Raw genomic sequence first — 26,381 nt, forward strand, 5'->3', positions numbered from 1 at the left:
CGATTAAGACGCGCAGCAGGGGTGCCCGGGCGGAGGGGCGACCACCACCGCACGGGGTGGACGAACCTCGCAGAACGGCTCGCAACCGATATGGTCCGCCCTCGGGGGCTTGATCCGTCGTCGTGGACGCCGTGCTGCCGACCCGACCGTTCGGATGACGAGGAGTGTGTGCTGGTGCGGAACCTGATTCGCTCGCTGTGCGTGGCCGTGACGCTGATGGTGGCGGGGCTCGGAGCAGGGGCGTTGCCCGCCGCGGCCGATCCGGTCGCCGACCTCCGGGCGTTCGTCGAGGCGGGGTTCGACGGGTCGTCCGACGCGGAGTACCGCGCCTGGGCCGAGGTCCTGGCCGCGACCACGGACGGCCCCGCGACGCGGGCGGCTGCGACGAAGGCCCTGGCGGGGACGGACGAGGAGCTGCGCGCCTTCGTCGACGGCGGCCACAGGGCCGCGTGGTACGCCGACGAGCGCCTGCGGGTCGCACGCGTCCTCGTGGGCGCCGGTCCCGCCGTCTCGCGCAACGCGCAGGCCGCCCTGGACGACCCCGACCCCCGCGCGCTCTCCGAGTTCCTCTCGACGGGCCTGGAGGCGGCGCGGCGCGTCGACGACCGGATCGAGGCCGCGCGGATCCTCGGCAGCATCGAGGAGGGCACCAGCCCGACGCTGTACGCGGCGACGCGGGCGGCGCTCGCCGGCACGGCCGCCGAGCTGCGTGAGTTCCTGCTGACCGGCCAGCACGCGGCGCGCGCCCTCGACGACCGCCTCGCGGGGGCTCGGATCCTCGCCGAGATCGACCCGGCCACCAGCCCGACGCTGTACGCGGCGACGCAGGCGGCGCTCGCCGGCACGCCCGCCGAGCTGCGTGAGTTCCTCGTGACCGGCCAGCACGCGGCGCGCGCCCTGGACGACCGCCTGGCGGCCGCGCGAATCCTCGCCGGCATCGACCCGGTCACGAGCCCGGCGCTGTACGCGGCGACGCAGGCGGCGCTCGCCGGCACGCCCGCCGAGCTGCGCGAGTTCCTCGTGACCGGCCAGCACGCCGCCCGCGCGCTCGACGCGCAGGCGGGAGCCGCTGCCGGGGCGCCGGCTCCCGCAGCACCGGCCGCACCCGCACCGGCAGCACCGGCAGCCGCAGCGCCGGCCGCTCCCGCACCGGCCGAGGCGCAGGCCGCAGCCGCTCGCACCGCGGCACCGCGCGCCGCCGGGACCGGGCGCTCGGCGCGGGTGCTCGCCGCCACGGGCACGTCGACCGCGGTGCCCGTCGCGGCGCTCGGCGCGGGTGCGCTCGCCGTCGGCGCCGGGCTGGTCGTCCTGGCGCGCCGGCGCCGCCAGGCCTGAGCCCGGTCGGCACCACCAGCGCACGGCGGCCGCGGGACCGGACCCGCGGCCGCCTCCGCGTCAGCCGCCGCTGGCGACGTAGGCGGCCAGGTTGCCCAGGGTCTGCTGCCCGCCCTCGATCGCGTGGTACTTCTCGACCGCCTCGTCGCGCTGCTCCCGGGTCGGGAACACGGTGTGCATCCGGATCCGGGTGCCGGCGCCGTCGGGTGCGAACGTGAGGACCGTCTCGAACGCCTTCGCGTCGTCGGCGGACTCGCCGTGCACGAACGCGATGCGCTCCGGCGCGGTGATCTCGGTCCAGGAGATCCACTCGGGGTAGACCGTCCCGTCCGGTCCACGCATCGTGAAGTCCCACTCCCCGCCGACGCGGAACTCGAACGCGCGCGTGGTCGTGGTGAACCCGTCCGGTCCCCACCACTGCGTCAGGTGCCGGACCTCGGTGAACGCCTCGAACACCCGCTCGCGCGGGGCGTCGATCGTGCGGGAGACGACGACCTCGCGGTCGGCCGTCGCGGTCGTGGTCGGTGTTCCGTGCTCTGTCGTCGACATCGCTCACTCCTCCTGGTGCTGCTGCTCGAGGTCCTGCACGTACGCGTCCAGCCGGTCGAAGCTCTCGTTCCAGAACTGCGCGAACCCGCCGCTCCACTCGTGGACCGGTCGCAGCCCGCGGGCGTCGAGCCCGTAGACGCGGTGCTTGCCTTCCTTGCGGTCCCGCACGAGGCCCACCTCCCGCAGCACCCGCAGGTGCTTGGACGCACCCGGCTGGGTGAGCCCCAGCTCCTGCGCCAGCTCCGTCACCGGCCGCTCGCCGGTCCGCAGCAGCGCGAGGATCTCGCGGCGCTGCGGCTCGGCGATCGCGTTGAACACGTCGGAGGTCGTCGCTGCTCGGGCCACCCGGCAATCGTATGCCTATATGGGAATGCGTCAAGGGCCGCCGCGGGACGACGCGCCCGCGGAGGTCAGGCCCGGTCCGCGGGCGTGGCCAGCTCGGCGAGCAGCGCGAACCCGGCCCGGTCGACCGACACCGCCGTGGCCGCGATGACGACGACGCCCGTGCCGGCCGCCCGGTCGAGCCCGAGCCACGACCGGAAGCCGCCGGTGCCGCCGTTGTGCCAGGTGACGGTGCGCCCGCGCATGTCGAGCGTCACCCACGCCGCTCCGACCTGCGCGCCGCGCCCCAGGGGAGCGACGGGGTCCAGCGCCCGCAGCCCGGGCGCCGAGCCGTCGAGCAGCGCCGCGGTCAGCCGGGCCGCCGCGTCCAGCGAGGAGCGGATGCCGCCCGCCGGGGCGATCCCCTCGCCGGTCCACGCCTCCTGGGCCTTCCCGCGACGGCTGCGCCCGAGCAGGGCCTCGGGGCGCAGCTCGTCGGGCGTGCGCGCGACGTAGAACGGGTCGAGGGCCAGCGGCTCCGCGACCCGCGTGCGCAGCAGGTCCGGGTACGACGTGCCCGCGGCCGCCGCCACCGCGTGCCCGAGCAGCGCGAACCCGAGGTTCGAGTAGCGCGGCCGCGGCGCGCCGGGCACCACGGGCCGGACGGAGTCGAGGAGCTCGTCGAGCGTCTCGCCGTAGGGGTTCGTGCCGTGCCGCCACAGCGCGACGCTGCGCCGGAGCACGTGGGTCCCCGGGGCGAGACGCGGCAGCCCCGAGCGGTGCGTCGCGAGGTCGGCGAGCCGCACGGCGCCGACCGCCGACCCGCCCAGGTCGAGGTGGTCGCCCAGCGTCGTGGACGCCGACACCTCGCCGCGGTCGAGCGCGTCGACGTACAGCAGCCCGGTCACGCCCTTCGAGACCGACCCGATCTCGAGGTCCGCGTCCGGCGCGGCACCGAGCAGCGCGGTCGACGTGCCGCCGGGCGTGACGGCCGCGACGCCGACGACCGGGTGGCGCCTCCCGAGCAGGCGCCGGACGCGGTCGGCGAGCGCGTCGTCGGGGAGGGGGTGGTCGGTGCGCGGTTCCGGGCGGGTCGTCATGGGGTCATCCTGGGTCGGCGCCCGGGGGCGTGGTGACGAGTTCGCTCTCGGCGTGGGCCCACGCCCTCGACGCGTCGCTCGCCGCGGCCGGTCCGTGTGCACACGCACGAGGGCCGCACGTCCGTCCGGACGTGCGGCCCTCGTCGTGCGTGGTGCGTGGTGCGCTGTGGACCCGGGGGTCAGAACGCGGTGCAGGTCACGGCGGGGCTGCCGTTGCTGCCCGTCCACGAGCCGTTGAAGCCGAAGCTCGCCGTGGCGCCGGCAGCGAGGCTGCCGTTGTAGCTCTCGTTCCGCACCGTCGTCGTCGACCCGGTCGTCGACCCGCTCGCGCTCCACACGTTCGTGATGCGCTGGCCGTCGGGCCACGTCAGCGCGACCTCCCAGCCGCGGATCGCGGCGGCGCCCGCGGTGACCCGGACCTCGCTGCTGAACCCGCCGGTCCACTCACCGCGCTTGGTGTACGCCGCGGTGCAGCCGCCGGTGCCCGTCGCGGTGGGCGTGGGCGTCGGGGTGGTGGTCGGCGTCGGGGTCGACGTCACGGTCGGCGTGGGCGTCGGCGTGGCCGTCACGGTCGGCGTCGGCGTCGGCGTGGAGGTGTCGCCGCCGAACGTCACGTCGCTGCACTGGTAGTACGGCTGGTCGAGGTGGCTGGCCTGCCAGATCGTGTAGACCACGTGGTGGCCGCGGCGGTCGCGCGGGATGCTCACGTCCGTGACGTACGGGCTCGTGGTGCCGTACCGGCCGGTCGTCTTGACGAGCTCGAGGTCCGACCACGTGAGCGGCTCGGTCGTGGCGTCGTACCCCTGCTTGGTCACGTAGATCTTGAGGTAGTCGGCGCCGTGGTTGGACGGGTCGGTCACGGTGAGCCGGAAGTCGTACGGCTTCGGGGTCGTGCGCCAGGCACCGGGGGTGTCGGCGGCCGCGTAGATCGGGTTGCCCGCCGAGCAGAGCTTGCCGTCGGGGATGACCTGCTCGTGCCGGCCCGCGACGCCCTCACGGAAGATGCCGTTCCAGTTCCACATGGCGTTCGGGTTCGCCCGCCAGGCGTCCCAGCATGCGGGGTCCTGCGTCTGCATCGCGGGGTCCGCGTGGTTGGACTTCCAGCGGTCCCAGCACCCGTAGATGCGGGTGGGCGGGTCGGACACGGCGCCGTGGGCCGAGGCCGGCGAGGCGAGGACGGCGGCGCCGGCCACGAGGGCGGCACCGAGCGCGAGCGTGCTCGCGGCCGCGGCGATGCGGCGGAATGGTGAGCGTGACATGGTCCCCCTCCGGGACAGGGCTGAGCGAACGTACGAGCACCCTGTGACCGGCGGCAGGACGCGGCAAGCGATGAAACGCTTCGGCACTCGAGGCCCCGCGCCGGCCCGCGGCACGGTGTCCCGCATGTTCCGGCTCTTCCTCGGGGGTGAGACGCAGGTGGGGGAGACGCAGATGGACGGCAATCAGGAGGCGGCGTCCCGGGTCACGCGCGACGAGCTCGAGCGGCAGTGGCCCGGGCCGCGGCTCACGACCTACCCGGACCCGGTGGTGAGCGCACTGGGGCTGCCCCCGGTGGCGAGCCGCGTGCTGCGCGAGCTCGGGCTGCCCGACGGCGTGCCCGTCCTGTTCACGGCGGCGAGCCCGTCGCGTGCCCCGGGTGCGCTGCCTCCCGAGGCGGCGGGGGCGGTGCTCGTGGGCCGGGTGTGGAACGACGAGCATGCCCTGCTCGTCGTGCCGGACGAGCGTGTGCTCGCCTGGCACGAGAGCGGTGAGCTGACGGCCGTCAACACGGACCTCGAGCGGTACCTCCGGTTCCTGGTGTGCGTGGACGCGGTGCAGGAGCGGATGGACGCGGTGGACAGCGGCCTGGTGAGTCGCGGCGCGTACGAGGCGCTCGTGGCGGAGCAGCGGGAGACCATGCGCCGAGCCGACCCGCAGGCGCTCGCCGACGGCTGGTGGTGGCCGGGGGTCGTGGACGAGCTCCTCATGATCTGACGACCGCTGTGTGACGAACCCTGCCTGACGAACCCCTGCGCGACGAACCCGCGCACGATCGGGTGGTGTGCCCACCCGCGCAGGTGACGGTGCTCCGCTCGGGAGGCCGCCCGCCGGAGCCCGACATAGCCTGCCCCGGTGACGCCACCCCCCACCCCCGCAGGACCGGTCCCGGTCCCCGGCAACGCCGCGCCGCGGCACGCGCGTCCCTCCCGGTGGGCCGGTCGCGTGCGGGCCGTGGCGCTCGCGGGCCTCGCGGTCGCCTGCCTCGGGGCGGGCTCCGTGGGCGCGGCCGCGCTCGCCGACCGCACCGACGCACCCGTCGTGACCTCGGCTTCCGACCCGGTCGCTGCGTCGCCGTCGCCGACGCCGACCCCCGAGCCCACGCCGACCTGCACCCCCGCGCCGCTCGAGCAGCGCGCCGCGGCGACCCTCGTCGTCGGGCTGCCCGGCGTGCGAACCGCCGCCGACCCGCTCGCGCAGGAGGTCGTCGGCCTCGGCGTCGGCGGCGTGTTCCTCTCCGAGAGCAACGTCGGCACGGCGACGCAGGTCGCGGCCCTGTCGGCCGGGCTGCGCACCGCCGCGGGCCGGCCGCTGCTCGTCTCGACCGACGAGGAGTCCGGCCGCGTCGCGCTCATGCGGGACGTCGTCGGCGAGGGCCCGTCGCCGCGGCGCATGGCGCAGCGCGAGACCCCCGAGGCCGTGCGCGCCCGTGCCGCCGAGACCGGGGCGGCGCTCGCGGGGGTCGGCGTCGATCTCGACCTGGCACCCGTGCTCGACCTCGACGCCGGCCCGGCCGGGGGAGTCATCGGCGACCGGTCGTTCAGCGCGGACCCGGCCGCGGCCGCCGACTACGGGCTCGCGTACGCCGCGGGCCTCGCCGACGCGGGCGTCACGCCGACCATGAAGCACTTCCCCGGGCACGGGCGCTCGACGGTCGACTCGCACGAGACGTCCTCGCTCGTGACCGCGACCGTCGACGAGCTCGCGGCGACCGACCTGCTGCCGTTCCAGCGCGCGATCGACGCGGGGGCGCCCGTGATCATGCTCAACCACCTGCAGTACGCGGCGCTGGACCCCGACCGGCCGGCGTCCCTGAGCCCGCGCGCCTACGCGCTGCTGCGGGACATGGGCTTCGAGGGCGTCGCGATCACCGACTCGGTCGGCATGGGCGCGGTCAACCTGCGGTGGGACTTCCCGGTGGCCGCGGTCGAGGCCGTCGGCGCCGGTGCGGACGCCGTGCTCACGACCGACGGGCGCCACGCGGCGGCGATGCGGGACGCGCTCGTCGACGCGGTGCGCACCGGCCGGCTCCCCGAGGCGCGGCTCTCCGAGGCCGCCGCGCGGGTCACGGCGCTCGCGGGCGGGGACCCGGTAGCGATGTCCTGCCTCGACGTCGAGCTCCCGGCTGTCTCACGGTTCTGACACCCGGGCCGGCCGAGGGCTGGGCGCCGTCGTCCGGCACCGGTCGTGGGGTCGCGCGTCACGCCGCCGTCGCGCCCGGCGCCGACGGCAGCCGCACCGCGACCCGCAGCCCGCCCGCGGCGCGCGGGCTGAGGACGAGCCCGCCGCCGTGGGCGCGCGCGATGCTCGCGACGATCGCGAGGCCGAGGCCCACGCCCGCGTCGTCGGCCCGGACTCGGCCCGTGCCGCGCTGGAACGGCTCGGTGAGCGTCGCGACGACGCCCGGCTCGAGCAGGTCCCCGGTGCTCTCGACCGTGAGCGTCGTCCAGCCCGGACGCGCCGTGGTGCGGACCTCGACGCTGCCGCCGTGGGGGAGGTTGTGGACGATCGCGTTGTGCACGAGGTTCGTCGTGAGCTGCAGCAGCAGCGCCGGCGAGCCGACCGTCGGGGCGACGTCGCCGGACGTCTCCAGGGTGATGCCGCGCTGCTCGGCGAGGGGCAGGAGCGTCTCGGCGGCCTGCTCGGCCAGGAGCGAGAGGTCGACGCGCTCGCGGGCGAACGAGCGCTGGTCGGCGCGGCTGAGCAGCAGGAGCGCCTCGGTGAGGTCGATCGCCCGGCCGTTGACGGCGCGGAGCCGGTCCAGGAGCTCGCCGGTGTCCTGGCCGGGGTCGTCGCGGGCCACCTCGAGGAGCGCCTGCGAGACGGCGAGCGGCGTGCGCAGCTCGTGGGAGGCGTTGGCGGCGAACCTGCGCTGCTCGGCGACCTGCTCCTCGACCTGCGCGAGCATCGCGTCGAACGCGTCGGCGAGCTCGCGCAGCTCGTCCTGGCGTCCCTCGAGCGCGATCCGGTGGGACAGCGAGCCGCCCGCGGCCCGGCGGGTCGCCGCGGTGATCCGGGCCAGCGGAGCCAGCATCCGCCCGGCGAGCAGCCACCCGCCCACGAGCCCGACGACGAGCAGGAACGTCAGCACGACGCCGGCGGCCGGGAGGAACTCGCGCAGCAGCATCGGGTGGGACGGCGCGAAGCCGCCGATCGCCCGGAACGTGGGCACGCGCAGGAACAGCCAGACGAGCGTGAGCAGCACGGCACCGGCCAGCACGAGGAAGCCGGCGTAGCTGAGCGTGAGCTGCAGGCGCACGCTCGGTCCGGGCGCCCTAGCCATCGCCTGGGCCGCCGGGCGGCGGGGTGTCGATCCGGTACCCCACGCCGGGCACGGTCGCGACGATCCAGGGCGCGCCGAGCCGCTTGCGCAGCGTCGACACCGTGATGCGCACGGCGTTGGTGAACGGGTCGGCGTTCTCGTCCCACGCGCGCGCGAGGAGCTCCTCGGCGCTGATGACCCCGCCCTCGGCGGCGACGAGGACGTCGAGCACCGCGAACTGCTTGCGGGTGAGCGCGACGTAGCGGCCGTCGCGGTAGACCTCCCGGCGGAACGGGTCCACGCGCAGGCCGGCGAGCTCGCGCACCGGCGGCCGCGGTCGGGTGCGCCGGCGGTCGAGCGCCCGGAGCCGGAGCACGAGCTCCCGCAGCTCGAAGGGTTTGGTGAGGTAGTCGTCGGCCCCGAGCTCGAATCCCGACGCCTTGTCGTCGAGCCGGTCCGCGGCGGTGAGCATGAGGATGGCGGTGCCGCTGCCCGAGGCGACGATCCGCGCGGCGACCTCGTCGCCCGACGGCCCGGGGATGTCGCGGTCGAGCACGGCGACGTCGTACGCGTGCACGGCGAGCAGCTCGAGGGCGGCGTCCCCGTCGCCGGCGACGTCCGCGGCGATCGCCTCGAGGCGCAGGGCGTCGCGGACGGCCTCGGCCAGGTACGGCTCGTCCTCCACGATCAGCACGCGCACACCCTCGATGCTACGAGCGGGCCCGTATCGCGGGCGTATGCGGATCCGCGAACCCCCGGGCAACACGCGGCCGGGTTGCCTGGCGGGGCCGCCGGGGCGACGCGACCGGCGCACGCCTCTCGACCAGGACGGACACCCACCACCTCATGACGACCACCACCTCGCGGGCCCACCACGACGGCACGTCCGCACCGGCGCGGACCGTCCCCGTCGCGCTGGTCGCCCTGTTCGGCGTCTACCTCGTCCTGCTCGCCTGGACCGTGCTGTGGAAGCTCGAGGTCCCGTGGGTGGGAGCGGACGCCATGCGCGTGCTCAAGCTGGTCCCGTTCGCCGCCACAGCCGACGCAGGCCCGAGCGAGCCCCCCGAGGTCGTGCTCAACGCGCTGATCTTCGTGCCGCTCGGCCTGTACCTCGGGCTGCTCGCGCCCGCGTGGCGGTGGTGGCGGGTCGCCGGCGTCGTCGCCGCGACGAGCGTGGGCCTGGAGGTCGCGCAGTACGCCCTGGCCGTCGGCAGCGCCGACGTGACGGACCTCGTCGTCAACACCGCCGGGGGCCTGGCCGGACTCGGCGTGCTGACCCGGGCCCGGCGCCGGCTCGGGGCGAGGACCGGCGCCGTGCTGGTGCGGGTCTGCGCGGCCGGGACCGTGCTCGCGCTGCTCGCGGGTGCGGCGGTCATCGCGTCCCCGATGCGCTTCGGCCCGCCGGGGGAGGACGACCTGCCCCCGCGCACCCGCGGCGCGGCTACGGCAGCGGACCGGGTCCCGCCGGCGACGGGGTGAGCCGGTCCGCGGGCACGCGCTCGATGCGGGTCCAGCCGCCCCAGCCGCGCTCGCGCAGGATCTCGACGAGCCGCTGGGCAGCAGGCGCGGCCGTGCGCATCGTCGAGTCGAGGAAGTCGACGAACTGGTCGTCGAAGTCGTCGGCCCCGACGTTGCCCTCCGCGACCGCGCGGACCATGAGGCGCTCCAGGACGTCGGCGACCTCGACGACCCGCGGGTCGTCCGGGGACCAGTCGAGGGCGCCGCCGATGAGCTGGTAGAACCGCACCATGTCGGGGTCGTCGAGCTCGACGTTCTTCAGGGCCATGATCGCGTCGATCTGGTCGGGCACCTGGGCGGCGACCATGATCCAGCTGTCGCGCTCCAGCTCGACGTACGCCTCGTCGACCCCCAGCGCGCGCACCCGGTCGAGGTAGTCGACGACGCACGGCGGGAGCGCCAGGTGGTCCCCGGCGGCGAGCCTCGTGAGCCGCTGCCGGGTCGCCTGCAGCCGCCGGACCTCGGCCCGCAGCTCCCGGTCGATCGCCCGGACCCCCGCCGCGAACTCGTCCGGCCCGGCGTCGAGGAGCTCCTGGACCCGCGCCAGGGGGACGCCCGAGTCGGCCAGGGTGTGGATCCGGATGAGCCGGACCACCGCCGCGGCGTCGTACGTGCGGTAGCCCGACCGGTCCCGTGCCGGCTCGGGCAGCAGCCCGATCTGGTGGTAGTGGCGCACCGCCCGGACCGTGACCCCGGCGTACGAGGCGAGCTGGCTGATCGTGAGCACGGGACCCAGGCTGCCTCAGGCGGCCCTGCGGCGGTAGGTCGCCATCGCGGCCAGCTGCGCCACGAGGAGCACCCCGACGCACCACGCGAGCGCGACCACGATGTCGGTGCCGACCGGCTCCTGCGCGAGCAGCGCACGGATCGTGTCGACGATCGACGTCACGGGCTGGTTCTCCGCGAACCAGCGGACCGGTCCGGGCATCGACTCGGTCGGCACGAACGCCGAGCTGATGAACGGCACGAAGATCAGCGGGTAGGAGAACGCGCTGGCGCCCTCGACCGACGACGCGGTCAGCCCAGCGATCACGGCGACCCAGGTCAGGGCGAGCGTGAGCACGACGAGGATGCCGACGACGGCGAGCCACGCGAGGACGTCCGCCCCGGAGCGGAACCCGATGAGCAGCGCGACGCCGACGACGAGCGCGAGCGAGATCAGGTTCGCGACGAGCGACGTCAGGACGTGCGCCCACAGGGCCCCCGACCGCGCGATCGGCATCGACTGGAACCGCTCGAACATCCCGCTCTTCACGTCCGTGAACAGCCGGAACGCGGTGTACGCGACGCCCGACGCGATCGTGATCACGAGGATGCCCGGCAGCAGGTACGTCACGTACGACTCGGAACCGGTCCGGATCGCGCCGCCGAGGACGTAGACGAACAGCAGCAGCATCGCGATCGGCGTGACCGCGGTCGTGACGATCGTGTCGATGCTGCGCGTGACGTGCCGCAGCGTGCGCCCGGTGAGGACGGCGGTGTCCGCGAGGACGTGGGTGGTGGTCATGGTCAGCTCCTCCGGGGGCTCGTGGTGCCGGTCGGGTCGGTCGCGGCGCGCGGGGCGCCGTCGTGGGTGGTGCCGTGGGTGGTGCCGTTCCCGACGACCGCGAGGAAGACCTCCTCGAGCGTCGGCTGCTTCTCGACGTACTCGACCCGGGCCGGCGGGAGCAGCCGCTTGAGCTCGGCGAGCGTCCCGTCCGCGATGATCCGGCCCTCGTGCAGGATCGCGATGCGGTCGGCGAGCTGCTCGGCCTCCTCGAGGTACTGCGTCGTGAGCAGCACCGTGGTGCCGCCCTCCGCGAGCCGCCGCACGGACTGCCAGACCTCGACGCGCGCCTCGGGGTCGAGCCCCGTCGTCGGCTCGTCGAGGAAGATCACCGGCGGGTCGCCGATGAGGCTCATCGCGATGTCGAGCCGCCGGCGCATGCCGCCGGAGTACGTGGCGACCCGGCGGGCCGCGGCCTCGGTGAGCCCGAAGCGGGTGAGCAGCTCGTCCGCGACGGCGGCCGGGTCGTCCTGGTGCCGCAGCCGCGCGACGAGCACGAGGTTCTCGCGCCCGCTGAGGATCTCGTCGACGGCCGCGAACTGACCGGTCAGGCTGAACGACCCGCGCACCTGCGCCGCCTGCGTCGCGACGTCGAAGCCGTGCACGACGGCCGTGCCGGCGTCGGCGCGCAGCAGCGTCGCGAGGATCCGCACGAGCGTCGTCTTGCCCGCCCCGTTGGACCCGAGCAGCGCGACGATGCTGCCGCGCGCCACCTCGAGGTCGACGCCCCGCAGCACCGCGTGGTCGCCGTACGCCTTGTGCAGATCCGCGACGCGGATCGCCGGACCGTCTGCCGGCCGGGCCGACGTGGACCGCCCGCCGCCCGCCGCCGCGGTGCGCTCGACCGCGTGGACCACCTTCTTGCGTTCTGGGGACATGGCTGTCCGCCGCCCTTCCGTCGTGCTCCGCGCCCCCGGTGGGGGCCTGTGCGACCAGCGTCGAGGGTTGACCCTGCGTCAAGGTCAAGGGCCGTGCGGGACGGATCACGAAGTTCTCCCGGAGCGCCGGATGCGGGTGCCCGCGTGGTGCCCGGCGACGTGCGTCGGCGGCTCAGCGCCCTCGACCCGGGCCTCCCGGGCGCGGGCGCTCGCCGCGCGCACGCGAGTGTGTGGTTAGGCTCCGCGGCGTGACCGACCAGCCCAGCTCGCCGTCCCGTCCGCCCACCCGCGAGGAGCAGCAGCTCCGCGACGAGCTGCTGCGGCAGGGGTACTCGGCCGAGGAGGCCGACGTCGCGCTGCGCGACGCGGGCATCCTCGCGCCCGGTGCCGCGGTGCCCGGCCCCCCGGTGCCCGGCTCTGCCCCCTCCGGCCCCGGCGCGCCCGGCTACGGGCACCCGGGGCACGGCGACCCGAGGGCGACCGGGCGGACCTCCTACCTCGTGGGCCTGCTCGCGTGGCTGCCCATCCCGGTCGTCAGCGCGGTGATCGCCGGGATCGCCATGGCCGCGGTCTACCCCGGTCAGCGGCGGCGGTCGGCGCTCGCCGCCGAGAACGCCCGCCGGGCCGCGAACTGGGGGCTCACGTACGCGCTCGGTGTCGTCCTGAGCGTCGCCCTGACGGTGGCCGTGATCGTCGCGACCCAGCCCGAGACGCCCGACCCGGACGCGACGCCGTGGCAGGTCCTGTTCCTCACGCCCGTGCTCGTGCTCAGCGTCGCGCACCTCGTGGTCACGGTCCTCGGCCTGACGCGCACGGCTCGCGGCCAGGTCTACGCGCCGCCGGCGATCCCGTTCTTCCGCGCCGCGGAGCCCCGCTCCTAACCCGACCTCGCGCCCCGGCCTGCGCCCAGGCCCAGGCCCCGCCCAGGCTCCCGGCCCGGGCCCACGCTGCTGGCCCGACCTCACGCTGCTGGCCCGGGCCAACGCTGGTGGCCCGACCACACGCTGCTGGCCCGACGCCACGCCCCCGGCCCGACGCTTCCGGCACTCCGCAACGTGGCGCTCCGGCGCGCGCGACGCGACGTCGTCCGGCCTGCCCGAAGGGACACCGGGGGAGGGCCGCACGCGTGCCCGACGGTGCGTGCGGCGGCGGTGCGCGGCGACGAGGATCGCCGCACGGGCGCCGCGCCACCCGGCGCTGACCGCCCGGCGCTGCTTGCGCGGCGCTGACCGCCGGGCGACGCACGCAGCGGTGCTGCGGGGGGAGGGGAGCCGGTCATGACGGTCGTCGAGGTCGTCGCCGCGGCGTCCGGTGGCCTGTCGGCGCTCACGGCGCTCGTCGCCGTGGCCGTGGCCGTCCGGAGCGACCGACGGTCCCGCGAGATCGCGCGGGTGGCGATCTTCCTCAACCTCCGCGACGGGTTCCGGGACATCTACCGCGAGCTCGGGGACCTCCGGGGCGCGGACGACCCCGGCGCACCGCTGCGGCTCGCCCGCGAGAGCTACTGGCACCACGCCTTCGACGAGTGGTTCGTGCCGCAGCTCGCGCCGCGCGAGTGCGGGGACCTGTGGAGCGGGCTGTTCCGCACGATGGTCGTCTCCGGGTACGGGCACGCCCCGCTGCGGCAGGTGCTCGACGACCTCATGGCCGAGCCGGACAAGGGGTTCGGCGCCTACGCCGGTGCCTTCGCGGACGAGGTCCGGAAGGTCGCCGCCGAGCACGCCCGCCGGTTCCCGGCCGACCACCCACCGGCCTGAGGTCGGGCCGCCCGCCCGCCCGCCGGTCCGGTGGCCTCAGCCGGTCACCCGCCTCGAGGTCGAGCGGCCAGGGCACGTGCCTGCTCGCCGGACCGCCGGCGCGCGTGCCTGCTCGTCGGGCCGCTAGGGCACGTGCTTCCTCGGGTGCGCCGAGCGGGTCGCGTGCAGGGACGCCAGCAGGTCGAGGCGGTCCGCGTCCGCGCTGCCGGGTTCCGCGGTGAACACCAGCACCACCGGCCCGGGGCTGCCCGGCAGCGGGTACGTGTCCCAGTGCAGGACGACGTCGCCGACCTCGGGCAGCCGGAACGTCTTGGTCCCGCTGACCGACTCCCGCACGTCGTGCCGGGCCCACAGCCGCCGGAACTCGGCGCTGCGGATCGTCAGCTCGCCGACCACCGCCGTCGCGCGCGGGTGGGTCGGGTCGGCCGCCACGGCGGCGTGCATCATCCCGATGTAGTCGAGCGCCTGCCGCTCCCAGTCGGCGCACGTGCGGTCGCCGGTGCGCGTGTCGTCGAACATGAGCAGGAGCATGTTGAGCCGGTCGGCCGGGAGCCCGGCGGGGTCGCCGAGCAGCGCCTCCGCGTGGGCGTTCCAGTCGAGCAGGTCGAGGTGCCGGCCCAGCACGAGCGCCGGGGTGGCCAGGGCGCGCAGCAGCCGGCGCGTGCCCTCGGGCACCTGCTCGGGGCCGTGGTCGACGCGCGGCGCCACCGGCCGGCGCGCGGCCCGGGCCAGGGCGAACAGGTGCCGGCGCTCCTCGTCGTCCAGCGCGAGCGCTCCCGCCAGGGCGTCGAGGACGTCGTCCGACGGCCGCACCTCGCGGCCCTGCTCCATGCGCTGGTAGTAGTCGGTGCTCAGCCCCGCCAGCAGCGCGAGCTCCTCGCGCCGCAGCCCGGTGACCTTGCGCCGCCCGCCCGGCTCGAGGCCCACGTCGCGCGGCTGGAGCCGGCCGCGGCGGGCGCGCAGGAAGTCGCCGAGCTCGCGGGCGTGCGGCTGGGTCATCCCGCCAGTGTGCGACCTGTCCGTACGGGCAGGGGAGGTCTCGCAGACCTAGGGAGCCGGGGACGACGGAACCCGCGCGCGCCGCTCCTAGCGTCGGCGGTCCCACCACGACCGCACCGGGAGCAGCACATGACCGCACCGACCGCCGACCGCACACCCCACCCTGGGCCCGACCGCACGCCTGACCGCATGCCCGACCAGCACGGCCGCGTCGCCGTCGTGACGGGAGCCACCTCGGGTCTCGGCCTCGTCACCGCCACCGAGCTCGCGCGCCACGGCGCCCGCGTCGTGCTCGCCGTCCGCCGCACCGCCGCCGGGCACGAGGTCGCGCGCCGGATGGCCGGCGACGTCGAGGTGCGCGAGGTCGACCTCGCGTCCCTCGACTCGGTGCGCACGTTCGCCGCGGGGCTCGTCGCGGACCACCCGGCGATCGACCTGCTCGTCAACAACGCCGGGGCGGTGCTGCTCGGGCCACGCCGCACGTCCGTCGACGGCTTCGAGCTGCAGCTCGCGACCAACATGCTGGGCCACTTCGCCCTCACCGGGCTGCTGCTCGACGCCCTCACGGCGGGGCGGGGTGCGCGGGTCGTGAGCCTCAGCTCGATCACCCACAGGACGGCGCACCTCGATCTCGACGACCTCCAGTACGAGCGCGACTACCGGCCCGCACCCGCGTACGGCCGGTCGAAGCTCGCGACGACGCTGTTCGGCCTCGAGCTCGACCGCCGGCTGCGCGCGGCCGGGTCGCCGGTCGCGAGCGTGCTCGCGCACCCCGGCCTGACGCGCACCAACCTGACCCCGCGCGCGTGGGAGCACCGGCCCCGGCTCGGGCGGCTGATCGCCGCGGCGGGCCTGCTCGTGACCCAGCGGGTCGAGCAGGGCGCGCTGCCGCAGCTGCACGCCGCGACCGCGCCGGGGGTGCGCGGCGGGCAGTTCTTCGGCCCGGCGGGACCGTGGGAGACGCGCGGCCAGGTCGCCGAGGCGCGGCTCGGGCGCGAGGCGGCGGACCCGGCGCTGGGACGCGGGCTGTGGGAGGCCGCCGAGCGGCTCACGGGGGTGCGGTACCTCTGAGCGCGAGGCGCGCGGTCACAGCTCGCGGATGTGGAGCAGCGACCGCACGCCGAGCCGGCGCCGGACCGCGGGCTCGGTCAGGCCGTCGACCAGCACCGCCAGCCCGAGCCACGTCGCGTCCGCCTGCTCCACGAGGGCTCGTGCACCGAGGGCCTGGCCCCCGGTGGCCACCCAGTCGTCGACGAGGAGCACCCGGTCCGCGGAGCCGACGAGGTCCCGCCGGATGCCGAGGTCCAGCTGCTTGTCGTGGTGGTCCGGCGGGGTCCGGGCCTGCAGCCAGGCAGCTCCGCCCGCACGTCGTCGGGGGCTCGCGCGGGTGACCTGCTCACCGGAGGGAGTGTGGCCGACGCGCAGCCCGCGGGCACGGGTTTTCGCGGGTGATCCGGAGCAGCGCGCCCGGGCGCCGGTGACGGGGTTCACACCCCTGAGGGGCCGGTGCGCGGACGCCCCGCAGACCTCGGGGCGTTGTACCGGTGTGACGACACCGACCCCGTCCGCTCACCGCCCCGACGCCCCCGCCCGCACCGCCGCAGCGGCCCCGCCGGCGGCACCCGCCGCGACACCGACCCCGTCCCGCCCGCGCCCGCTGCTCGACGTCCGTCGGATCTACGTCGAGCCCGAGGCCGCCGAGCTGCCCCGCGGGCGCGAGGTGCTCGCGCGCTGGCCCGACGCCGAGCGCGTCGAGGTCGCCTCGCACTGGAACATCCCGGAGCTGCACGGCGACGAGGCCAACGTCGACCGCTGGGTGCGGATCAAGACCGAGGCGCTCGTCCTCGGGGTCAAGAAGTCGCTCGCCGCGAGGCCGAACGGGCGCTCGTCGGACTTCGTCGCGCCCTCGACCGCGAACGGCTGCGCGATGGCGTGCGCGTACTGCTACGTCCCCCGGCGCAAGGGCTACAGCAACCCGATCACGGTGTTCGCGAACATCGACCGGATCACCGGGTACCTCGCGCGCCACGTCGCCCGGCAGGGCGTCAAGGCCGAGCCGAACCAGTGCGACCCGCAGGCGTGGGTCTACGACATCGGGGAGAACAGCGACTGCTCGGTCGACGCGACCGTCAGCGACAACGTGCGCGACCTCGTCGACCTGTTCCGCGGCCTGCCGACCGCGAAGGCGTCGTTCGCGACGAAGCACGTGAACCGCGACCTGCTCGACTGGGACCCGCGCGGCCGCACACGCGTGCGGTTCTCGCTCATGCCCGACCGGGTCGCGCGCCTCGTCGACGTCCGGACCTCGCGGGTCGCCGAGCGGATCGCCGCGATCGACGACTTCGTCGAGGCCGGGTACGAGGTGCACCTCAACTTCAGCCCCGTGATCGTGCACGACGGCTGGCTCGCCGACTGGGCCGAGCTGCTCGACCAGGTCGAGGCCGGGATCGGCGCCAAGGCCAAGGCCCAGCTCGCGTGCGAGGTCATCATGCTCACGCACAACCAGGCGCTCCACGAGGTCAACCTCGGCTGGCACCCCAAGGCCGAGCAGGTGCTGTGGCGGCCGGACCTGCAGCAGCCCAAGCGCTCGGAGACGGGCGGCTGGAACGTGCGCTACCGCACGGGCGACAAGGGCCGGTACGTCGCGGCGCTCACGGACCTGATCGCCGAGCGGCTCCCGTCGTGCCGGGTGCGGTACGCGTTCTGACCCACCCTCCGCGAATCCCGTATCAGCGGCTCGCGACGCACGTCCTCCTCCCGTCAGCACGACCGGGAGGAGGGGCACGACCATGACCCAGCCCAGCGACAGGCGCCGACCACCCCCGCCGGCGTACCCGCCCGGCCCGGGGATCCGCGACCAGTCGGCCGGCTACATCCTCAACGCCGACCGCGACGCCTACCTGGACCAGAGCTACCGCCAGTACGTCCACACCGTCGTGCAGCAGCGCCGCAGCTTCCTGCGCGACGTGGCCGCCACCCGGACGCGCGCCCGCGGGCTCGTGGGCGTCGGCTTCACGATGTTCCTCGTCGGCTTCGGCGCGTTCGCCTACGGGATCCTCCGCTTCCTGGCCGACGGCGCGCAGGCCCTGGAGCAGGTGTCCTCGGGCCCGACGACGTACCCGGACCTGACGACGTTCACGGACCTGACGACGCTCCCCGACACGACGTTCCCCGACATGACGTCGCCGTTCGGCCCACCGGTCCTCGGCGTGCCGCTCGGCCTGCTCGGCTGGGGGCTCGCGGCGCTCGGCGTGCTCGTGATGATCGTCGGGGGCGTGCTGCACGTCGTCGCGACGGCCAAGCGGCACCGGGTCGACCGCGAGCACCCGGAGCCGCCGCCGGTGCGGCCGCCGTGGTGGGACGAGACGTCCGCGTGGGGAGGCCGCTGACATGGTGAACGTGCGCGACCAGAAGGCCAAGGTCATCATCAACGCCGACCGCGACGTCTACCTGCAGGGCTCCCCGGACCCGCGGCGCGCCGCGAGCGAGCTGCGTGCGGCGGTGACGGGCCTCGCGCTCGACCCCGCGACGTCCGCAGCCGTGCGGGCCGACGTCGACGAGATCGAGGACGGCCTCGCGCCCGGCGCCCCGGACCCGCAGCGCGTCGCCCGGGCGACCGAGCGGCTCACCGGGACGCTCGAGCGCGCCGGTGCGCTCGCGACCGCCGGCGCGGCGCTCGTGACGCCGCTGCGCACGATCGGCGGGTGGCTCGGGTCGGTCGGGGAGTCCGTGCTGCGGATGCTGCCGGGGGCGTGAGCCGGCGGCGCCGGGGTCGCGGCGACGACGCCCGAGCGGCACCACACGCCGGACGTGCGACCGCGGGCCCGCGCCACGAGGGCGTCGGGCCGGCGGCCGCACGTCTGGCCCGCTCAGGTGCGGCGGGGCGTCAGCCGGCCGTGCACGTCACCGGACCGGTCGGCGCCGCGCCCGTGCCGATGAAGCCGAAGCTCGTCGACGCACCCGCGCCGAGCGCGCCGTTCCAGCCCGCGTTCCGCGCGGTCACGGTGCCGCCCGACGTCGTGAGGTCGCTCGACCAGGAGGTCGCGACCGAGCCGCCCGACGGCAGCGCGAACGTCGTCCCCCACCGGCTGATCACGGCGCGACCGGCCGTGACCTGCACCGACGCCTGGTATCCGCCGGGCCACGCCGAGCCGACCGTGAGGGTCGCGGTGCACCCGCCGGGTGCGGTGGTCGGAGTCGGGGTGGGCGTGGGCGTGACCGACGGGGTGGGCGTGGGGGTCGGCGTCGGCGTGGGCGTGGGCGTGACCGACGGGGTGGGCGTGGGGGTCGGCGTCGGCGTGGGCGTGGGCGTGGGCGTGGGCGTGGGGCCGCCGCCGAGCGGGAGCGTGCCGAGGAACGTCGTCAGCTCCCGCGCGATCACCCGGTGGTCGGCGAGCGAAGGGTGCCAGTGGCAGCCGAGGTAGTCGAGGCCCTGGGCGCCGTAGAACCAGCGGCGCACCCGGTCGTCCCCGCGCGCGTTGCGCTCGCGGACGACCTGCTCGGTGAGCTCGGCCTGCGCGCTGCCGCCCGACGGGGTCGCGCTCACGACGAGGAACGTGTCGGGGCCGTACGCCGCCCGCAGCTTGTCGAGGAAGCCGTGGTACGCGGTGACGTACGCGGTGCGCAGCGACTCGGTGGTCCACTGCTCGCCCGAGCCGACGGGCGTCGAGAAGTCGTTGATGCCGAGCCCGATCACGACGGCCTCGGGCGTCCAGCCGGCGGGCCGGTCCCACACGTCGCCCCCCGTGGCCAGGAGCGCGCGGTCGGCGTACGTGCGGTAGCTCGTGCCGGCCTCGCCGCCGCCGTAGTTGCGGACCATCCCGCGGCCCGAGAACGCGTTGAGCTGGTAGTCGGCGCCGAGCCCGCGTGCGGCGATCGCCCCGAAGCTGAGGTCGGCGTTGGTCGTCCGGTTGACCTGGTCGCCGGTGCACTCGCGGGTGGTCGACTCGTTGCCGTAGCCCGCGGTGTAGGAGTCGCCGAGGAACTCGAGCTGCAGCTCGCGGTCGCCCGGCGCCGTCAGGACCTGGCCGCCGGGTGCGGCGACGAAGCCGCCGAACGTGCTCGTCGCCCACGGGCTCTCGCTGCGCTTCACGACCCGCACGGTGTGCGTGCCGTCCGTGAGCCCCTCGATCCAGCGGGTCCCGGTGACCGGCGCCCGGAGCGTCTGGACGGTGCGCCCGTCGATCGCGACGTCGTAGTCGGCGGCCGGGTCGTCGAGCACGATCCCGACGCCGGTGCCGCGGAAGCGGCCCTCGAGGTAGACGCCGGGCCAGCTGAACGCCAGCGCGCCGTCGCGGGGCGTGACCCGGCCGGCGGTGTGGGTGGTCGTCCGGACGTCGGGCGACGGCGCGACGGTCGGGGCGGCGACGGCCGACCCGGGGAGCAGCGCGGCCGTGCCCCACAGGGCCAGCAGGGCCGTCAGCGCGACGGTGGCACGTGCAGGGCGCACGTCGTCTCCTCTCGGCGCGCGGAGGGCAGCCCGCGCGCGGCTCGTGATCCGGGCGCCGGTGCGCCGCTCGGGGTTCCCTTCGTACCTGGTCAGGGGGCTGCCGCGTACATGCGAAGCGTTTCGATGATCGAGTCGGGACGCCGTCGCCGGCACCCGGTCCTCGCGGGGCGTCGACGCGCGTGGGTGCCCAGGGGCACGATCGGCGCATGACGGAGTCCCGGCACCTCAGCGTGCACATCGACCGGTCCGTGCCCGACGTCTACGCGTTCGTCTCCGACCCGGCGAACCTGCCCCGGTGGGCGCCCGGCCTGGGCGGGGACGTCGTCGAGGAGGACGGCCGGTGGTTCGTCGAGACGCCCGGCGGGCGCGCGCAGATCACGTTCACGCCGCCCAACGACCTCGGGGTCCTCGACCACGACGTCGTGACGCCCTCCGGGGAGATCGTGCACGTCCCGCTGCGGGCGCTCGCGGACGGCGACGGCTGCGAGGTCGTCTTCACCGTCCGCCGGTCGCCGGTCATGTCCGACGCGGACCTCGAGCGCGACGTGGCGGCGGTGCGCCAGGACCTCGAGCAGCTCCGGCAGGTCCTCGAGGGCGCGCGGGACTGACCTGCGGCTGCTGCTCCGTCAGGCGCGGACCGTGGACGTCGCCGACGTCGGTGGCGTGCTGGCAGGTGTCGGTCAGCTCCACGGCCGCCCGCGCGGCGCCGGTATCTGCCCGGTCCCCGGGTGGTCCTCCTGCTCGACCCCAGGAGGCCCCCGTGCCCGACGACCCCGTCCGCCTCGTCCTCGACCGCCCCGACGACGCCCACCACGCAGCCGCGCTGCTCGCCGCGGGGCTGCCCGTCGCGCACGGCTTCGGGGGGATCTACGCGCTGACCGCACGCGGTGACGCGGTCCGCCGGCTCAACGCGCTCAAGGGCCGTCCGCCCGGCCAGACCGGCAGCGTCACCGCGCCGACCGGGCGCGTCCTCGACGCGTTCGACCTCGCGGCGCTGCCGGCATCCGTGCCCGCGGCCCTGGTGCGCGAGCTCGTCGACGCGTTCGGGGCGCTCGGCCCGTTCGGGTTCCGCGGGCCCGCCGCGGCGCACGTCCCCGCGGGGCTGACCGCGCCGGACCGCGGGACGACGACGACCCAGGTGATCGTGCCGGGCGACGCGTGCCCGTCGCAGGTGTTCCTCGCGGCCGCCGACGCCGCGGTCGGCGGGGCACCGCTGGTCGTCACGTCGGCCAACCGGTCGCACCACGTCACCGGCGCGCCGGACGCACCCGCGCACTGGCGCGGGGACGGGCTGCGCGCCGAGCTGGGCGGGCCGGACGGGTCCGGGCTCGTCGTCCTCGAGCACGCGGACGACGCGGCCGCACGGGCCCGGTTCCCGCGGCACGTGCCCGTGTCGACCACGATCCTCGCGCTGCACCGCGCCGAGCGGTCGCACGGCCGGCTGCACCTCGTGCTCGAGCGTCACGGCTCCCTGCACGCCGACGACGTCGCGGCCGTGCTCCGCGGTCTCGGTCTCGGGCTGGTCCTGGGTCCGCGCGCCGCGACCCGGCTCACTCCCCGGGTGTACGACGACGCGCGGGCGCCCCGGCCCTCGGCCGCCACGCTCGCGTCGGTCCCCGCCGCGTCCGTGGGCGCCCCCGGCGGCGTCCGTCATGGGCGCTCCGCCGCCGTCCGCTGACCCTCGCACGCGGCCGCACAGCCGCTCCCGAGGTACTCCGGAGGGGTGCTCCGCGGCCCGGCGCGAACTTGGTCACGTGCCCGACTTGTCCCTTGACGTTAGCCCGAACGGGTGAACTACTGGACCGGGCCGCGGGGTCCCACGCAACGGGGCAACGGAGCCCCGACGCTCCCGCGGCGGCACCCGAGGGAGTGTGTCCATGCCACCTGCACGAGTCAGTTCCGCGCGCCTGCGCGTCGTCGTCACCCTGTCCGCGGCGGCCCTCGTCGTCTCCGCCGGAGCCGCGTCCGCGGCCACCCCCGACCTCGACCGCGAGGCCGCAACCGCCGAGCGGCTCCAGCCGCAGTCGTTCCCCACGACGTGGTGGTGGGACGAGTCCGAGGAGGACACCGAGCGGGCCCGTGACCTGCTGCGTCAGATGACCTTGGACGAGAAGGTCAACATGATGCACGGCGAGCTGAACAACTACTACGGGTTCTACAACGGCCCGATCGAGCGCCTCGGCATCCCGGCGCTCACCATGGCCGACGGCCCCGCCGGCGTGCGGATCGCCAACCCGGACGTGAACGACCAGGAGGCCACCCAGCTCCCCGCGCCGATCGCGCTCGCGGCGACGTGGGACCGGGACCTCGCGCAGCAGTACGGCGACGTCGAGGGCGACGAGGCGTTCCGCACGGGGCACAACGTGCTGCTCTCGCCCGCGGTCGACATCGCGCGCGTCGCACAGGCCGGGCGGGCGTTCGAGGCGCTCGGGGAGGACCCGCTGCTGTCCGGGACCATGGGCGCGGGGGTCATCCGGGGCATCCAGTCCCACCCGGTCGTCGCGGACATCAAGCACTACAACGTCTACACGCAGGAGACGAACCGCCTGTCCGGCGGCAACGCGGTCGTCGAGGAGCGCGCGCTCCAGGAGATCTACACGCGGCCGTTCGCGATCGGCATCGAGCAGGGCCGCCCCGGCTCGGCGATGTGCGCGTTCAACAAGGTCAACGGCGTGTGGGCGTGCGAGAGCGACGAGCTGCTCAACCAGATCCTCAAGGAGCAGCTCGACTTCCAGGGCTGGGTCATGAGCGACTACGGCGCCACCCACAGCACCGTGCAGGCGGCGAACGCGGGCCTCGACCAGGAGATGCCGGGCAACACGACCCCCGACGTCGGACCCGGGACCTGCTACTTCTGCGGTCCGCTGCTCGACGCGGTGCGCTCCGGGCAGGTCCCCGAGTCGCGCGTGGACGACGCGGTGCTGCGCATCCTGCGGCCGATGTTCGGCCTGGGGCTGTTCGACCACCCGCCGGTGATCGAGCCGCTGCCCGAGGCGGAGCACGGCGCGTTCGCCCGGCTCGTCGCCGAGCGCGCGATGGTGCTGCTCAAGAACGACGGCGGCGCGCTGCCGCTGACCGACTCGGTCGGCTCCATCGCGGTGATCGGGGCGGACGCCGACTCGGTCGTCGCCGGTGGGGGCAGCTCGCTCGTGAAGCCCACCTACACGGTCAGCCCGCTGCAGGGCATCCAGGACCGCGTCGCCGCCGGGGTCGACGTGCGGCACGTCGCGGGCGCCGACCCCGTCACGTCCGCGTCGCTCATCCCGGGCCCCGACCCGATCCCGTCGGACTTCCTCACGTCCGCGCTCGGCGACGGCGCCGGCCTGCGCGCCGAGTACTTCTCCACGCAGGACTTCTCCGGCGAGACCATCGCAGACCGCACCGACCCGTACGCCGCGATCAACGCCGGGTTCTTCCTGTTCGAGGGCTTCAACTCGCAGTCCCCGGACTTCCCGGTGCAGACCCGCGACATGGGGGCCTCGATCCGGTGGACGGGTGAGCTCACGGCGCCGACGACCGGGACGTACGAGCTCGCGGTCACCACCACCGGCAGCGCCGTGGTCTACCTCGACGACGTGGCGGTCCTCACCGCGACCCCGTCAGGCTCCTCGGCGCCGACGACCACGACGGCCGCGGTCGACCTCGAGGCGGGTGTCGCACGCGACCTCCGCGTCGAGTTCGTCAACAACGGCCCCGGCGGGACCGACGCCGGTGCGGTCTTCCAGCTCGGGTGGACGACGCCCGAGGGGGTCGTCGCACCGCAGGCGCTCGAGGCGGCGGCGCTCGCCCGCAGCTCGCAGGCGGCGGTCGTCGTCGTGCGCGACTACTCGAGCGAGGGCGGCGACAAGCCGGACCTCGACCTGCCCAACGGCCAGGTCGAGCTCATCCGCCAGGTCGCCGCGGCGAACCCGCGCACGGTCGTGGTGCTCGCGACCGGGGGTGCCGTCCAGACGTCCGACTGGGAGGACGGCGTGCCGGCGATCGTGCACTCGTGGTTCGGCGGCCAGGAGCAGGGCAACGCCCTCGCGGGCATCCTGTTCGGCGACGTCAACCCGTCCGGGAAGCTGCCGGTCACGATGCCCGTGGACGAGGAGAGCACGCCGGTCAGCGCGCCCGAGCAGTTCCCGGGCGACGGGCTCGACCAGCAGTTCTCCGAGGGCATCTACGTCGGCTACCGCGGCTACGAGGAGTTCGACATCGAGCCGCAGTACCCGTTCGGCCACGGCCTGTCCTACACGACGTTCGACTACCGCAACCTGCGCACGAGCATCAACGCGGGCGGCGGGCAGGACGGGGACGGCGCGCAGCTGCGGGTGCGCGTCGCGGTCCGCAACACCGGGACCGTCGCGGGCACCGAGACCGTGCAGGTCTACGTCGGCAACCTGCCGACCCGCCGGGTCGAGAGCTCCCCGAAGGTGCTCGCGGGCTGGGAGACCGTGACCCTGCAGCCGGGGGAGCGGCGCCAGGTCACCGTGACGCTGAGCCCGGAGTCGGTGTCGTACTGGGACGTCGACCGTGACCGGTGGCAGACGCCGCGCGGCACGATCCCGGTCTACGTCGGCTCGTCGTCGACGGACGTCCGGCTGACCGGCTCGCTGCGGATCGGGGGCAGCGCGCTGCTGCCGTGAGCCAGGCCGTCGAGGGGCGGTCGTCGCACGTCGCGGCGGCCGCCCTCGGCGCGCGCCGGGCCGTCCTGCACCCCGGAACGCGTCCCGCACGTCCTGCCGCAGGTGAGAGCCTGTGCGGGCGGGACCGCCGGCGCACCGACGCGCCGGGCTGCCGCGCCGGAGGGGGAGCCGTGAGCCGGGAGCCGCACGTCGAGGTCGAGCTGGTCGAGGGCGCGCCGTCCGACGCTCTCGGGCCCCCGCCCGACGCCGACGGCGCGTCCGTCGAGGGCGCGCGTGCGCCGCGCCCCCGCCGCGCCGGGCGGCCGTCCTGGTTGCGCCCCCGGACGCTCGTCGCCGGCGTGCTCGTCGTGGTGGCCGGGCTCGCCGGGACGCAGGCCGTGCTCGACGCGCGCGAGCGTGCGGCCGACGCGCGCTTCGCCGACGTGCCCGGGGTCGTGGCGCCGCTCTCCCCGGACCTCGGCGTGCTGTGGCGCCCCCGGCCCGAGCAGATGGACGTGCTGTGGAGCGGGCTGCAGGAGGCCGGCGGCCTGGGGGTCGGGGCCAGGTTCGACGAGTCGGGCGCGCCGTCGGCGGTCGCCCTCGACCCGCGGACCGGCGACATCGTGTGGTCGGTCCCCCTCGGCGACGCGGACCCCGTGCTGGCCGACACCCTGATCCTGCCTCGGGTGCCGTGCGACGTGTCCGACGGGCTGCTCGTGTGCCTCGTCGGCTCGGCGTACGGCCCGGCGACGCCCCGCGAGGGGTCGGTCGAGGGCGACGAGCCGGCTCCGGTCCCGGGCCGCGCCGAGCTCGTGGTGCTCGACGCGTCCGACGGCGCGGTGGTGCGCCGCGCCCCCGAGGAGGTCGGCACCACGCTGCTCGCGCTCGGGGACGTCGTGGTCACGGCCCGCGTCGAGCCGGACGCGAGCATCGCGGTGCGGACGCTCGACGCCCGCTCGGGGGACGAGGCGTGGACGCACACCACCCCGCCCGGGACCGCCACGCCGTCCGACGCGGAGCTGGGCGGCGACGGCGCGCCCGCCGTCACACCGGTCGGCGACGCGGTGCTCGTGCACGCCGGGGACGGCGGCGTCCGGCTCGCGGCCGACGGGACCGTCGAGGCGACCTACGCGCCCGTGACGGACGGGGACGAGGACGCGGCGCTCACCGTCGCGCGGGGCCACGTCCTGCGCCACTCGGACGGTCGCGGCGCCGGCGAGCTGCTCGCCGACGACGGCACCAGCACCGCCCTGCCTGCCGGGTCGCCGCACCAGCTCTCCGTCGACGACGGGACCGAACCGGACCTGCTGCTCCTCCCGAGCCGCTCGGGCGACGGCCTCGACGGCTGGGACGCCCGCACCTCACGCCTGCGCTGGTCGCGGCCCGACGTGCCGTACTCCGGCGCGGCGATGCTCGACGGCACGCTCTACGTCGCGAACGCCGGCGGCGCGGTCGCGCTCGACCCGGCCGACGGGACGACGCGCTGGAGGAGCGAGGCGCCGCCCGCCGGGTCGTCGCTCGCGGTGTCGTCGACGGTGAGCCTCCTGACCGACGGACGCGTGCTGGGGGTCGTCGGCCAGCGCGTGAGCGGGCCGCCCGTGGTGCTGGCGTTCACGCTCTCCGACGGTCGGCTGGCGTGGACGGCCGAGCTGCCGGGGGACGTCCAGAGCGTGCTCGTGGCCGGCCGCGTGGTCATCGGCTGGGGACGCGGCGCCCCGGAGCGAGCGGTGCTGGGCTGACGTGCCCGGTGCCCGCGGGTGAGAGCCTGTGGGCCGGGTCGCCGACGCGTCGAGGCGCGGCACC

General features: G+C 75.8%; 26 protein-coding genes. 14 read left to right on the forward strand and 12 right to left on the reverse strand.

Annotation, left to right across the window (positions count from 1 at the left end):
• Positions 1-174 precede the first annotated feature (174 nt).
• The gene (locus CCE01nite_RS06575) at positions 175-1,335 is read left to right on the forward strand and encodes an ALF repeat-containing protein (protein ID WP_170223943.1); all 1,161 of its coding nucleotides are present in this window, start codon (positions 175-177) and stop codon (positions 1,333-1,335) included.
• 60 nt (positions 1,336-1,395) lie between these two features.
• On the opposite strand, the gene CCE01nite_RS06580 is transcribed toward CCE01nite_RS06575, so the two are convergent.
• The 4 genes from CCE01nite_RS06580 to CCE01nite_RS06595 form a co-directional block, all read right to left on the reverse strand.
• A complete protein-coding gene (locus CCE01nite_RS06580; RefSeq protein ID WP_034632781.1) occupies positions 1,396-1,884 on the reverse strand; it encodes an SRPBCC family protein in 489 nt (162 codons plus the stop codon).
• A gap of 3 nt (positions 1,885-1,887) precedes the next feature.
• On the reverse strand, positions 1,888-2,229 hold the full coding sequence (locus tag CCE01nite_RS06585) for an ArsR/SmtB family transcription factor (RefSeq protein WP_034632787.1): 342 nt from the start codon (positions 2,227-2,229) through the stop codon (positions 1,888-1,890).
• 65 nt (positions 2,230-2,294) lie between these two features.
• The gene (locus tag CCE01nite_RS06590) at positions 2,295-3,305 is read right to left on the reverse strand and encodes a serine hydrolase domain-containing protein (RefSeq protein WP_034632790.1); all 1,011 of its coding nucleotides are present in this window, start codon (positions 3,303-3,305) and stop codon (positions 2,295-2,297) included.
• 179 nt (positions 3,306-3,484) lie between these two features.
• On the reverse strand, positions 3,485-4,564 hold the full coding sequence (locus CCE01nite_RS06595; protein ID WP_034632792.1) for a lytic polysaccharide monooxygenase: 1,080 nt from the start codon (positions 4,562-4,564) through the stop codon (positions 3,485-3,487).
• 124 nt (positions 4,565-4,688) lie between these two features.
• Here CCE01nite_RS06595 and CCE01nite_RS06600 point away from each other — a divergent pair, with 124 nt between their 5' ends.
• Both CCE01nite_RS06600 and CCE01nite_RS06605 read left to right on the forward strand, forming a co-directional pair.
• On the forward strand, positions 4,689-5,279 hold the full coding sequence (locus CCE01nite_RS06600) for an SUKH-4 family immunity protein (protein WP_034632795.1): 591 nt from the start codon (positions 4,689-4,691) through the stop codon (positions 5,277-5,279).
• Between the two features lie 138 nt (positions 5,280-5,417).
• The gene (locus CCE01nite_RS06605) at positions 5,418-6,704 is read left to right on the forward strand and encodes a glycoside hydrolase family 3 N-terminal domain-containing protein (protein ID WP_084142839.1); all 1,287 of its coding nucleotides are present in this window, start codon (positions 5,418-5,420) and stop codon (positions 6,702-6,704) included.
• Positions 6,705-6,762: 58 nt separating this feature from the next.
• On the opposite strand, the gene CCE01nite_RS06610 is transcribed toward CCE01nite_RS06605, so the two are convergent.
• Together CCE01nite_RS06610 and CCE01nite_RS06615 are read right to left on the reverse strand one after the other, a co-directional pair.
• Positions 6,763-7,845 (reverse strand): sensor histidine kinase, encoded by a 1,083-nt coding sequence (locus CCE01nite_RS06610; RefSeq protein ID WP_034632799.1) that lies wholly within the window; start codon positions 7,843-7,845, stop codon positions 6,763-6,765.
• The gene (locus tag CCE01nite_RS06615) at positions 7,838-8,524 is read right to left on the reverse strand and encodes a response regulator transcription factor (RefSeq protein WP_034632802.1); all 687 of its coding nucleotides are present in this window, start codon (positions 8,522-8,524) and stop codon (positions 7,838-7,840) included. Before CCE01nite_RS06615 ends, CCE01nite_RS06610 begins: the two co-directional genes overlap by 8 nt.
• Before the next feature lie 146 nt (positions 8,525-8,670).
• Here CCE01nite_RS06615 and CCE01nite_RS06620 point away from each other — a divergent pair, with 146 nt between their 5' ends.
• Complete coding sequence (locus CCE01nite_RS06620) at positions 8,671-9,303, forward strand: VanZ family protein (protein ID WP_084142840.1); 633 nt, start codon at positions 8,671-8,673, stop codon at positions 9,301-9,303.
• Here CCE01nite_RS06620 and CCE01nite_RS06625 read toward each other — a convergent pair.
• Genes CCE01nite_RS06625 through CCE01nite_RS06635 form a run of 3 tightly spaced genes read right to left on the reverse strand, consistent with a single transcriptional unit; the run spans position 9,266 to position 11,766 of the window.
• Positions 9,266-10,069, reverse strand: a complete 804-nt coding sequence (locus CCE01nite_RS06625; protein WP_034632805.1) for a MerR family transcriptional regulator — start codon at positions 10,067-10,069, stop codon at positions 9,266-9,268. The genes CCE01nite_RS06620 and CCE01nite_RS06625 overlap by 38 nt on opposite strands.
• Positions 10,070-10,084: 15 nt before the next feature.
• On the reverse strand, positions 10,085-10,849 hold the full coding sequence (locus CCE01nite_RS06630) for an ABC transporter permease (RefSeq protein WP_034632807.1): 765 nt from the start codon (positions 10,847-10,849) through the stop codon (positions 10,085-10,087).
• A 2-nt stretch (positions 10,850-10,851) separates the two neighbouring features.
• Positions 10,852-11,766 (reverse strand): ABC transporter ATP-binding protein, encoded by a 915-nt coding sequence (locus CCE01nite_RS06635; RefSeq protein WP_084142841.1) that lies wholly within the window; start codon positions 11,764-11,766, stop codon positions 10,852-10,854.
• A gap of 248 nt (positions 11,767-12,014) precedes the next feature.
• Here CCE01nite_RS06635 and CCE01nite_RS06640 point away from each other — a divergent pair, with 248 nt between their 5' ends.
• Together CCE01nite_RS06640 and CCE01nite_RS06645 are read left to right on the forward strand one after the other, a co-directional pair.
• Positions 12,015-12,647, forward strand: coding sequence for a magnetosome magnetite crystal formation protein family (locus CCE01nite_RS06640; RefSeq protein ID WP_034632810.1), 633 nt, complete (start codon positions 12,015-12,017; stop codon positions 12,645-12,647).
• A gap of 396 nt (positions 12,648-13,043) precedes the next feature.
• Entirely contained in the window at positions 13,044-13,523 is a 480-nt protein-coding gene (locus CCE01nite_RS06645) for a hypothetical protein (protein WP_034632813.1), read from the forward strand.
• A gap of 123 nt (positions 13,524-13,646) precedes the next feature.
• Here the strand turns inward: CCE01nite_RS06645 and CCE01nite_RS06650 are convergent, their stop codons facing one another.
• Positions 13,647-14,522, reverse strand: a complete 876-nt coding sequence (locus CCE01nite_RS06650) for a helix-turn-helix transcriptional regulator (protein ID WP_034632817.1) — start codon at positions 14,520-14,522, stop codon at positions 13,647-13,649.
• Between the two features lie 189 nt (positions 14,523-14,711).
• Here CCE01nite_RS06650 and CCE01nite_RS06655 point away from each other — a divergent pair, with 189 nt between their 5' ends.
• Positions 14,712-15,593 carry an oxidoreductase gene (locus CCE01nite_RS06655; protein ID WP_034632837.1) on the forward strand — a complete coding sequence of 294 codons (882 nt, stop codon included), beginning with the start codon at positions 14,712-14,714 and terminating at the stop codon, positions 15,591-15,593.
• 15 nt (positions 15,594-15,608) lie between these two features.
• On the opposite strand, the gene CCE01nite_RS22040 is transcribed toward CCE01nite_RS06655, so the two are convergent.
• On the reverse strand, positions 15,609-16,013 hold the full coding sequence (locus CCE01nite_RS22040) for a hypothetical protein (RefSeq protein ID WP_052104311.1): 405 nt from the start codon (positions 16,011-16,013) through the stop codon (positions 15,609-15,611).
• Positions 16,014-16,179: 166 nt separating this feature from the next.
• Here CCE01nite_RS22040 and CCE01nite_RS06660 point away from each other — a divergent pair, with 166 nt between their 5' ends.
• The 3 genes from CCE01nite_RS06660 to CCE01nite_RS06670 all read left to right on the forward strand — a co-directional run bounded on the left by CCE01nite_RS06660 (position 16,180) and on the right by CCE01nite_RS06670 (position 18,278).
• A complete protein-coding gene (locus CCE01nite_RS06660; protein WP_034632843.1) occupies positions 16,180-17,229 on the forward strand; it encodes a spore photoproduct lyase family protein in 1,050 nt (349 codons plus the stop codon).
• 82 nt (positions 17,230-17,311) lie between these two features.
• Positions 17,312-17,911: a hypothetical protein gene (locus tag CCE01nite_RS06665; protein WP_034632820.1), complete on the forward strand. Its 600-nt coding sequence runs from the start codon at positions 17,312-17,314 to the stop codon at positions 17,909-17,911.
• A 1-nt stretch (position 17,912) separates the two neighbouring features.
• The gene (locus CCE01nite_RS06670; protein ID WP_141372093.1) at positions 17,913-18,278 is read left to right on the forward strand and encodes a hypothetical protein; all 366 of its coding nucleotides are present in this window, start codon (positions 17,913-17,915) and stop codon (positions 18,276-18,278) included.
• Positions 18,279-18,408: 130 nt separating this feature from the next.
• On the opposite strand, the gene CCE01nite_RS06675 is transcribed toward CCE01nite_RS06670, so the two are convergent.
• Positions 18,409-19,971 (reverse strand): cellulose binding domain-containing protein, encoded by a 1,563-nt coding sequence (locus CCE01nite_RS06675; RefSeq protein ID WP_174774682.1) that lies wholly within the window; start codon positions 19,969-19,971, stop codon positions 18,409-18,411.
• Positions 19,972-20,177: 206 nt separating this feature from the next.
• Between CCE01nite_RS06675 and CCE01nite_RS06680 the strand changes: the two genes are divergently transcribed.
• The 4 genes from CCE01nite_RS06680 to CCE01nite_RS06700 all read left to right on the forward strand — a co-directional run bounded on the left by CCE01nite_RS06680 (position 20,178) and on the right by CCE01nite_RS06700 (position 26,317).
• The gene (locus tag CCE01nite_RS06680; protein WP_141372094.1) at positions 20,178-20,579 is read left to right on the forward strand and encodes an SRPBCC family protein; all 402 of its coding nucleotides are present in this window, start codon (positions 20,178-20,180) and stop codon (positions 20,577-20,579) included.
• A gap of 152 nt (positions 20,580-20,731) precedes the next feature.
• Positions 20,732-21,649 (forward strand): hypothetical protein, encoded by a 918-nt coding sequence (locus tag CCE01nite_RS06690; protein WP_170223945.1) that lies wholly within the window; start codon positions 20,732-20,734, stop codon positions 21,647-21,649.
• Between the two features lie 199 nt (positions 21,650-21,848).
• The gene (locus CCE01nite_RS06695; protein ID WP_141372097.1) at positions 21,849-24,599 is read left to right on the forward strand and encodes a beta-glucosidase; all 2,751 of its coding nucleotides are present in this window, start codon (positions 21,849-21,851) and stop codon (positions 24,597-24,599) included.
• A gap of 170 nt (positions 24,600-24,769) precedes the next feature.
• Positions 24,770-26,317, forward strand: a complete 1,548-nt coding sequence (locus tag CCE01nite_RS06700; RefSeq protein ID WP_141372098.1) for an outer membrane protein assembly factor BamB family protein — start codon at positions 24,770-24,772, stop codon at positions 26,315-26,317.
• The last annotated feature ends 64 nt before the right edge of the window (positions 26,318-26,381 follow it).

This window comes from Cellulomonas cellasea (genome assembly GCF_006538745.1).
In the GTDB taxonomy this organism is placed as follows: domain Bacteria; phylum Actinomycetota; class Actinomycetes; order Actinomycetales; family Cellulomonadaceae; genus Cellulomonas_A; species Cellulomonas_A cellasea.

What these genes read in the sequence shown, in the direction of transcription:
- CCE01nite_RS06580 (WP_034632781.1), bottom strand. Translation starts at nt 1,884, where the DNA reads ATGTCGACGACAGAGCACGGAACACCGACCACGACCGCGACGGCCGAC.
- CCE01nite_RS06610 (WP_034632799.1), bottom strand. Translation starts at nt 7,845, where the DNA reads ATGGCTAGGGCGCCCGGACCGAGCGTGCGCCTGCAGCTCACGCTCAGC.
- CCE01nite_RS06655 (WP_034632837.1), top strand. Translation starts at nt 14,712, where the DNA reads ATGCCCGACCAGCACGGCCGCGTCGCCGTCGTGACGGGAGCCACCTCG.
- CCE01nite_RS06645 (WP_034632813.1), top strand. Translation starts at nt 13,044, where the DNA reads ATGACGGTCGTCGAGGTCGTCGCCGCGGCGTCCGGTGGCCTGTCGGCG.
- CCE01nite_RS06665 (WP_034632820.1), top strand. Translation starts at nt 17,312, where the DNA reads ATGACCCAGCCCAGCGACAGGCGCCGACCACCCCCGCCGGCGTACCCG.
- CCE01nite_RS06670 (WP_141372093.1), top strand. Translation starts at nt 17,913, where the DNA reads ATGGTGAACGTGCGCGACCAGAAGGCCAAGGTCATCATCAACGCCGAC.
- CCE01nite_RS06680 (WP_141372094.1), top strand. Translation starts at nt 20,178, where the DNA reads ATGACGGAGTCCCGGCACCTCAGCGTGCACATCGACCGGTCCGTGCCC.
- CCE01nite_RS06600 (WP_034632795.1), top strand. Translation starts at nt 4,689, where the DNA reads ATGTTCCGGCTCTTCCTCGGGGGTGAGACGCAGGTGGGGGAGACGCAG.
- CCE01nite_RS06635 (WP_084142841.1), bottom strand. Translation starts at nt 11,766, where the DNA reads ATGTCCCCAGAACGCAAGAAGGTGGTCCACGCGGTCGAGCGCACCGCG.
- CCE01nite_RS06590 (WP_034632790.1), bottom strand. Translation starts at nt 3,305, where the DNA reads ATGACGACCCGCCCGGAACCGCGCACCGACCACCCCCTCCCCGACGAC.
- CCE01nite_RS06650 (WP_034632817.1), bottom strand. Translation starts at nt 14,522, where the DNA reads ATGACCCAGCCGCACGCCCGCGAGCTCGGCGACTTCCTGCGCGCCCGC.
- CCE01nite_RS06695 (WP_141372097.1), top strand. Translation starts at nt 21,849, where the DNA reads ATGCCACCTGCACGAGTCAGTTCCGCGCGCCTGCGCGTCGTCGTCACC.
- CCE01nite_RS06630 (WP_034632807.1), bottom strand. Translation starts at nt 10,849, where the DNA reads ATGACCACCACCCACGTCCTCGCGGACACCGCCGTCCTCACCGGGCGC.
- CCE01nite_RS06595 (WP_034632792.1), bottom strand. Translation starts at nt 4,564, where the DNA reads ATGTCACGCTCACCATTCCGCCGCATCGCCGCGGCCGCGAGCACGCTC.
- CCE01nite_RS06620 (WP_084142840.1), top strand. Translation starts at nt 8,671, where the DNA reads ATGACGACCACCACCTCGCGGGCCCACCACGACGGCACGTCCGCACCG.